The following is a 6,948-nucleotide window of genomic DNA, read 5'->3' on the forward strand; positions in this document are numbered from 1 at the left end:
CCCCTCCGACACCCCCGCTCCCCAGGCGGCGGCTGCACGCATGACACCGACCGAGCGGCGCACCAGCGGTGCCCTGGCGTGCATCTACGCGCTGCGCATGCTGGGACTGTTCCTGGTGCTGCCGGTGTTCGTGCTGCAGGCCCACACCTACCCCGGCGGCGACGACCCCGCGCTCGTCGGTCTGGCCATGGGCATCTACGGCCTCACCCAGGCCCTGCTGCAGGTGCCGTTCGGCGTCGCCTCCGACCGCCTCGGCCGCAAACCCGTCATCCAGGCCGGCCTGGCACTGTTCGTGCTGGGCAGCTTGATCGCGGCCTGGGCGCCCACCATGGTCTGGCTGGTGATCGGCCGCGCCCTGCAAGGCTCCGGCGCCATCTCGGCCGCCATCACCGCCCTGCTGGCCGACCTCACCCGCGACGAGGTGCGCACCAAGTCCATGGCCCTGGTCGGCATCAGCATTGCGCTCATGTTCGCGCTGTCGCTGGTGCTGGCGCCGCTGCTCGTGCCCCTCATCGGCCTGTCGGGCCTGTTCGCGCTTACCGCGGTGCTGGCCACCATCGGCATGGCGGTGGTGGCCTGGGTGGTACCTCCCGAGCCGCCGCAGCAGCACGTGCAGAACCGCGGCGGCTTGCGCGAGGTGCTCGCCAACGTGGAACTGCTTCGCGTGGACCTCGGCGTGTTCGTGCTGCACGCGGTGCAGATCGCCATGTGGATGTCGGTGCCTGCCTTGCTGATCGAGTCGGGCCTGGCCACCCCGGAGCACTGGAAGGTCTACCTGCCTGCGGTGCTGGTGTCGCTGCTGATCATGGGCGGGCTGCTGTTCCGCCTGGAGCGCATGGGCTACTTCCGTCAGGTTTACCTGGGCTCCATCGCGCTCATCGTGCTGGCGCAGCTCGGTTTCTGGCTCAACCTGCAATCGCCCTCGCTGTGGATGGTGGGCGCGCTGCTGTGCGTTTACTTCGTGGGATTCAACACCCAGGAAGCGAGCCAGCCCAGCCTGGTGTCGCGTCTGGCCGCGCCACGCCAGCGCGGGGCGGCGCTGGGTGTCTACAACACACTGATGTCGCTGGGCATCTTTGCGGGCGGCAGCCTGGGCGGCCTGGTCATCAAGACCTGGGGCAGCACCGGCATCTTTTTCGTCAGCACCGGCTTGATGCTGCTGTGGATGGCGCTGGCCTGGCCGATGCGTGCAGCAAGCAAAAACTGAGGAGCGTGGGGGCCACACCTGTCCGGCGCAGGGCCGCCCCAAGCCGGATCAGCCCCCCCTGGGGGGCAGCGACCCGCGCAGCGGCGGAGCGTGGGGGCCACACCTAACGCCCGATCGGCTCGGGCCTTGAGCCCACATCTGAGCGATCGCGCAGGGATCGCATCATCAGCAGCGACATGGTGCTGTAAAGCGGGCGGCTGATCATGCGCGACACCAGGCTGGCCAACAGCGCGCAAGCCATGAGGCTGAGCACCATGTTGTGGCCATCGGTCATCTCCATCACGATGATCATGGCCGTGATGGGCGTTTGCGTGACTGCGGCCAGAAAGCCGCACATGCCCAGGGCGATCAGCGCCGCACCGTGAGGTGAGTTGAGCAACCAGGCCACGTCGGCTCCCACGCCGGCGCCCAGCGACAGGCTCGGTCCAAAAACGCCGCCAGGCACGCCCGCCCATGCGGACAGCCACGACGCCACGAACTTCAGACCTGTGAACACCAGCGGCTGGTGGGCGGCACCGGAATCTGCAATCTGGTCCAGGAGCAGCTTCGTGTGCGCGTGGCCCACGCCCACGGCCGCACCGTCGCTGACCACGGCGATCACCGCCACCGCAAAGCCGCACATCGCCGCGAACGAAACCGGGCGCTTGCGCCGGTAGGCGCAGAAGCGGTCGGGCAGACCCGTGAACGAGGCCAGCATCAAGCGCGAGAGCAGGCCACCCAGCAAACCGCAAGCCAGGGCCACCAGCGCTCCCGGCGCCAGCAGACCCCACCACGAGACGGCGTCTGCCCGCACGCGGCCGAAATAGGACAGGTTGCCAAACGCCGAAACCGACACCAGGCCGGCCACCACGATGGCCGCCAACATCAGGCCGCTGCTGCGGTCCTGCAGGCGGCGAGAGAGTTCCTCGATGGCAAACACGATGCCCCCCAGCGGCGTGTTGAAGGCCGCGGCGATGCCGGCGGCGCCCCCGGCAACGAGCAATTCACGGTCGCTGATGCCCGAGGCGGGCGACAGCCAGCGCCGCGCGTGCAGCATGACGCCCGCAGCCACCTGCACCGACGGGCCTTGCCGCCCGATCGACAGGCCGGCCAGCAGCCCGCCCGACACCCCGAACAGCTTGGCCACGCTCAGCCTGAGTGAGACAAAGCGCGAGCGCTCACTCACCGGGGTTTCAGGCGCCAGCGCCGTGAGCACCTGGGGCACGCCCGATCCCACCGCGCCGGGCGCCCAGCGCCGGATGGTCCAGACGATCAATGCCGTCAGGGCCGGCGTCCAGACCAGCGGCGCCCACCACCAGCCGCTGCGCATGCGACCGTACAGATCAATGGCCGCGTCTGCCAGCAACGTGAAGCCCACCACCGCCAGGCCGGCCAGCACGGCGTACACGATCACCACGGCCCGATCGAGCCATTGCCGGCCGCCGCCCATTTCATCGCGCAGGTTCTGCAGGAAATCCGGTTCACCTTTCATGGGTTCGCAGTGTAGGCCCTGGGGTATTGCAGCCCACGCGAGCGAACGCAACCGGCCCGCCAGCGATCAGTTGCGGCACAATGACTGACCGTTTTTCGGGCCGGCCCGCGGGGGCCTGCCCCTCTCTCTACAGGACATCACCATGGCATCCGTCAACAAAGTCATCCTCGTCGGCAACTGCGGCCGCGATCCCGAGATCCGCTACTTGCCTTCGGGCGGTGCCGTGGCGAACATCAGCATCGCCACCACCAGCCGCCGCAAGGACCGCAACTCCGGCGAGTTCATCGAAGAAACCCAGTGGCACCGCGTCACCTTCTTCGAACGCTTGGCTGAAATCGTGGGCGAATATGTAAAAAAGGGCACCCCCGTCTACGTCGAAGGCCGCCTGACCTATCGCAAGTACACCGACAAGGACGGCATCGAGAAAAGCGCCACGGACATCATCGCCAGCGAAATGCAGCTGCTGGGTAGCCGCCAGGGCATGGGCGGCCCCAGCGGTGACGAAGCCGGTGGTGGCGGTGGTGGCAGCTACTCGCGCCCCGCGGCGGCCCCGCGCGCGGCCGCGCCCGCCGCGCCCCGCCAGGCTCCGGCAGCCGCGTCTGCACGCCAGTCCAGCGGTTTCGACGACATGGACGATGACATTCCTTTCTGACGCAGGCCAGGCCCGCGCCGTGGCACACAGCGCGGCGTGTTCTCCCTCTAACTGATGCCCACTATGGTCAAAGTTGTTGTTGCAGAAGATCATGCGCTGGTCCGCCAAGGCATCAACATGCTGTTGACGGCCACAGGTGGTTTCGAACTGGTGGCCGAAACCGCGCTGGGCAGCGATGTCGAGATGCTGGTGGCCTTCCACAAGCCCGACCTGCTCCTGCTGGACCTCGCGCTGAGCGACAGCTCAGGCATCGAGGTGGCTCGCAAGGTGAAGAAGGTGGCGCCCAAGACCAAGGTGCTGATCGTCACCGGCAACGTCTACCCAGGCTCGGTAGCCAATGCGTTTGCGGCGGGTGCCGATGGCTTTGTGCTCAAGCACGAGCAGGGGTCGGAGTTGCTTGACGCGATCCAGGCGGTGCTCTCGGGTCGTCAATATGTCAGCCAGCAAGTGGCGAAGGGCCTGGACAACACCCCCAACGGGCGTCCCGGCGGATATGGTCTCTCGCAGACATTGACGCAGCGCGAACAACAGATCGTTCGCATGATCGCCAAGGGCGGCAGCAACCAGGAGATTGCCGATGCCCTGCACATCAGCGTGCTCACCGCACGCAAGCACCGGCAGAACGTGATGCTCAAACTCGGCCTGCACAACGGTGCGGAGATTGCCGCCTACGCCATGCAATCGGGACTGGCGGAAGCGCCCGACCTCGACAGCAATCTCTGAGTTCACAGCGTACACACCCCCGTACCCACCGCGCTTCGCAACGAAGGCGGAAGTCGTGCATCTCGATGGGAAATTGCCCCTCTTTCGCAAAATAGTGCTCATGCATTATTGGGGGTAGGGGTATCCGGGCCAGATACTTCGCCCCATGGTGAACGCATCTTCGGACACCAACCCAACACCAGACAAGCGAGGTACATCATGGGGATTCATGCACTGACGCAAGGGGTCATCAAACACCTGGGCCTGAAGAACGAGGTGAAGCTGCCGGCAGCCGACGACATCGACTCCGAGATCACGCCCACTTCGATCTCGGACGACTACCAGGACATGATCAAGGACTGCTTCCAGATGCTGGGACTGGGTCCCGATCAGATCCGCATCATGGTGCGATCGGTCGGGCTGAGTCCAGCCGGTCTGGAAATTTATGCCGCGTTCGTCAAGGTGGTCCGATGGGATGCCAGCGTCGTGGACATGCTCGGCAAGATGCCCGTGATCGAAAAGAAGATCGACCGGCGCGTGCGGCAGAGTTCGATGCTGCGCTACAGCGCCTTTGCCGGTCTGTGGTTCAGGTCTCCCGCCGACGTGAACGCGCCGCTCGTCGCGATGCACTGAGCAGATTGCGCGCACCGAACGCAAGAGGGCCTTGCTGCGACGCAGCAAGGCCCTCTTGCTTGATGCAAGCGGCCAGGGGCTCAATACCCCGCTGCTGGATCGATCAATCCGAATTGCCTGGGCAGCAGACCCGCGAGCGCATACAGGTGGTAGCCGGTTGCCTGCCGCTGCGACTGGCACCTGAGCACCGCATGGTTGCGCCGGCTCTCTTCCAGAACGGCATCGGCGAAGTCGGGAGCACTGCGGGTATTCAAGCGGAAACCTGTTTCGGCGGTGCGCCGAAGGGAGCGCGCCCGCACCAAACAGGCATGCTCACGGTCGAAATCCAGAACCGCTTGCAGATATGCCTCTCGGGCGCTCGAAAAATCGGCTGCCGCTTGCGCTCTGGAGCTCTGCAGGTTCGACAACCACGCACCAAAGTCCTCTGGCCCAAAACCACCTTCACACGCAGGATCTGTTCGCCGTGCGGCCCATGCCCGCGCTCGTTGGTTCAAGCTGAACTGCACGTCGGCGTGGGTGGACAAGCAGGCGTGCGCAAGGCGATCCATTTCATCTGTCAGAACGAGCCCCAAGGTCTCGAAGCAGGTTTCCAGCTGGGCCGGCAGCAACCGGGTGCGTTGTGTGAAGTGACGACCGATGCGGTTCCACTCACCCACAGCCTGCGTCACCGTCTCACGCGCGGAGGCCAGACGGGCGATGACCTTGCGATGATCCACCTGATCGGCCTGGCCCGCCTCAAGCCGTGCCGCCAGCATCTCCAGCACGATCTCCAGTTCCCGTTGAGTGGCAATGGCGTTCTGAAGCTGCTGGCGCGCGCTATCGAGTTGCAGACACGTCTCGAGCGCCGTGTCGAGAATGCGGTTCACGCGGCGCAAGGCGGGCTCCTCGGCAGGGGCAAGCTCACGCGCCGCGCAAGCCATCGCGGGTCTTTCCAGCTGCAAGACATGATGCAGCACCGCGGCCAGTGTCAAGGGCTTGTGGGTTTGACCGGGGTTGCAGGCACGAGCCTGAGGATCAGGCTGACTGGCCTCGGCAGCAGGCTGCAAGGGAACTGCAAGGCGCTCTGTCATGCTCGATTCTTTCGGGATGGGTGGAGTGAGCTTCGAGTCTCTTGGCAGGCAATTCGGGCCTCAATAATGCGCGCGCAGTATTTTCCGGACTTGGTTGTTCCGGACTTCACGGACACAACATCCCGGTCAATGCGGGCACCTGTTCGATGGATTTATTTCGATCCAAAGGCTACGATGAACCACCGTCGCCCAGCCACCCGAGGACAAGCCCGAAGCCCATGCGAAATCCTTCCATGATTCCGTGGGAACTCCTCCCAGGTCTGGGGGCGGCCCTGGGGCCCGAGGCCGCGCTGCTGGAAGCGTCACCGACCTTCAAAGCGCTGCATGCATCCAGAGGGCGCACCGAAGACTGGACGGCCTTGTTGTCCGAGTCGTCTCGCCTTGAATTGATCTCGAACCTCCATCGCCAGGAAGACTTTCAAGCCACACTGCATTTGATCGAGACGTCCAGGCCGGATGGGTCGATGCCACCCATGTGGTTGACGTGCAAGGGCCACTGGATGCCGGCGTTTGGTCACCACGCGTGCTACTTTGCAGACACGACGGGCATTGAACTGGATCGGATGAAAGCGCTGACACTCGTCGAGCGCATCCACCTGATTTTCAAGCACTTGCCGGTGATGGTGGCCCACTTTGGCCCACGTCCGCTGAACCAGTGCGCGTTTGCCAATCAGCGGTTTGCGGAGTTGTTCGGGTTTGACGAGCAGACAATCGTTGGAGTCCCGGCGCTCGATCTTATTGGCGAGAGCCTGCGCGAAGTGGTGGTGCCGTTTCTGCGTCGCGCACTCAAGGGGCAGGTTCCGGTGACATTCCCCTGTGAAATCAACTCGGCGACGGGTGATCTCCTGCGGCTGGAGGTCACCGTCACCCCTGCAGCGGATCCGCAGAGCAAGGGCACCGACCAGGGATTCTTCTACCTGATCACAAACATCACCGAGAGACACAAGACGGAATTCGCCCTGCGCGAATCCGAAGACCGGTTGTCCCGCTTCATGAATGCCAGCGAAGAGGGCGTGGTCTTCCACCGCGATGGTCTGATGACCGATGCGAACCCAGCCGCCAGCCGCCTGTTCGAAACGCCATTGCACATGCTGCTGGGCAGGTCTGTGCTGGAGCTGGTGCCACCGGAGTACCGGGCCCGAGCGGCCTCCGTCATTGCCTCCGGGGCGGACGCCTCCTACGAGAGCGAAGTCTTCAACGTGCACGGCGAGCG

At 64.8% G+C, this 6,948-nt stretch carries 7 protein-coding genes; 5 read left to right on the top strand and 2 right to left on the bottom strand.

Features of this window, described 5'->3' with window-relative positions:
• Positions 1 to 40: 40 nt before the first annotated feature.
• Positions 41 to 1,207 (top strand): MFS transporter, encoded by a 1,167-nt coding sequence (locus V6M63_RS00220; RefSeq protein ID WP_332738317.1) that lies wholly within the window; start codon positions 41 to 43, stop codon positions 1,205 to 1,207.
• A 103-nt stretch (positions 1,208 to 1,310) separates the two neighbouring features.
• Here V6M63_RS00220 and V6M63_RS00225 read toward each other — a convergent pair whose 3' ends face one another.
• A complete protein-coding gene (locus V6M63_RS00225; protein WP_332738297.1) occupies positions 1,311 to 2,678 on the bottom strand; it encodes a chloride channel protein in 1,368 nt (455 codons plus the stop codon).
• A gap of 142 nt (positions 2,679 to 2,820) precedes the next feature.
• Here V6M63_RS00225 and ssb point away from each other — a divergent pair, with 142 nt between their 5' ends.
• From ssb to V6M63_RS00240, 3 genes are all read left to right on the top strand, one after another.
• The gene (gene ssb, locus V6M63_RS00230) at positions 2,821 to 3,330 is read left to right on the top strand and encodes a single-stranded DNA-binding protein (RefSeq protein ID WP_332738299.1); all 510 of its coding nucleotides are present in this window, start codon (positions 2,821 to 2,823) and stop codon (positions 3,328 to 3,330) included.
• A gap of 63 nt (positions 3,331 to 3,393) precedes the next feature.
• Positions 3,394 to 4,053, top strand: coding sequence for a response regulator transcription factor (locus V6M63_RS00235; RefSeq protein WP_332738319.1), 660 nt, complete (start codon positions 3,394 to 3,396; stop codon positions 4,051 to 4,053).
• Positions 4,054 to 4,251: 198 nt separating this feature from the next.
• On the top strand, positions 4,252 to 4,665 hold the full coding sequence (locus tag V6M63_RS00240; protein WP_332738301.1) for a hypothetical protein: 414 nt from the start codon (positions 4,252 to 4,254) through the stop codon (positions 4,663 to 4,665).
• Between the two features lie 80 nt (positions 4,666 to 4,745).
• Here the strand turns inward: V6M63_RS00240 and V6M63_RS00245 are convergent, their stop codons facing one another.
• Entirely contained in the window at positions 4,746 to 5,735 is a 990-nt protein-coding gene (locus V6M63_RS00245; RefSeq protein WP_332738303.1) for a hypothetical protein, read from the bottom strand.
• 233 nt (positions 5,736 to 5,968) lie between these two features.
• Between V6M63_RS00245 and V6M63_RS00250 the strand changes: the two genes are divergently transcribed.
• Positions 5,969 to 6,948, top strand: a 980-nt coding sequence (locus tag V6M63_RS00250; RefSeq protein ID WP_332738305.1) for a PAS domain-containing protein, incomplete at its 3' end; no start/stop codon positions are given.

The sequence above is a fragment of the Hydrogenophaga sp. genome (assembly GCF_036675665.1).
Classification (GTDB): Bacteria; Pseudomonadota; Gammaproteobacteria; order Burkholderiales; family Burkholderiaceae_C; genus Hydrogenophaga.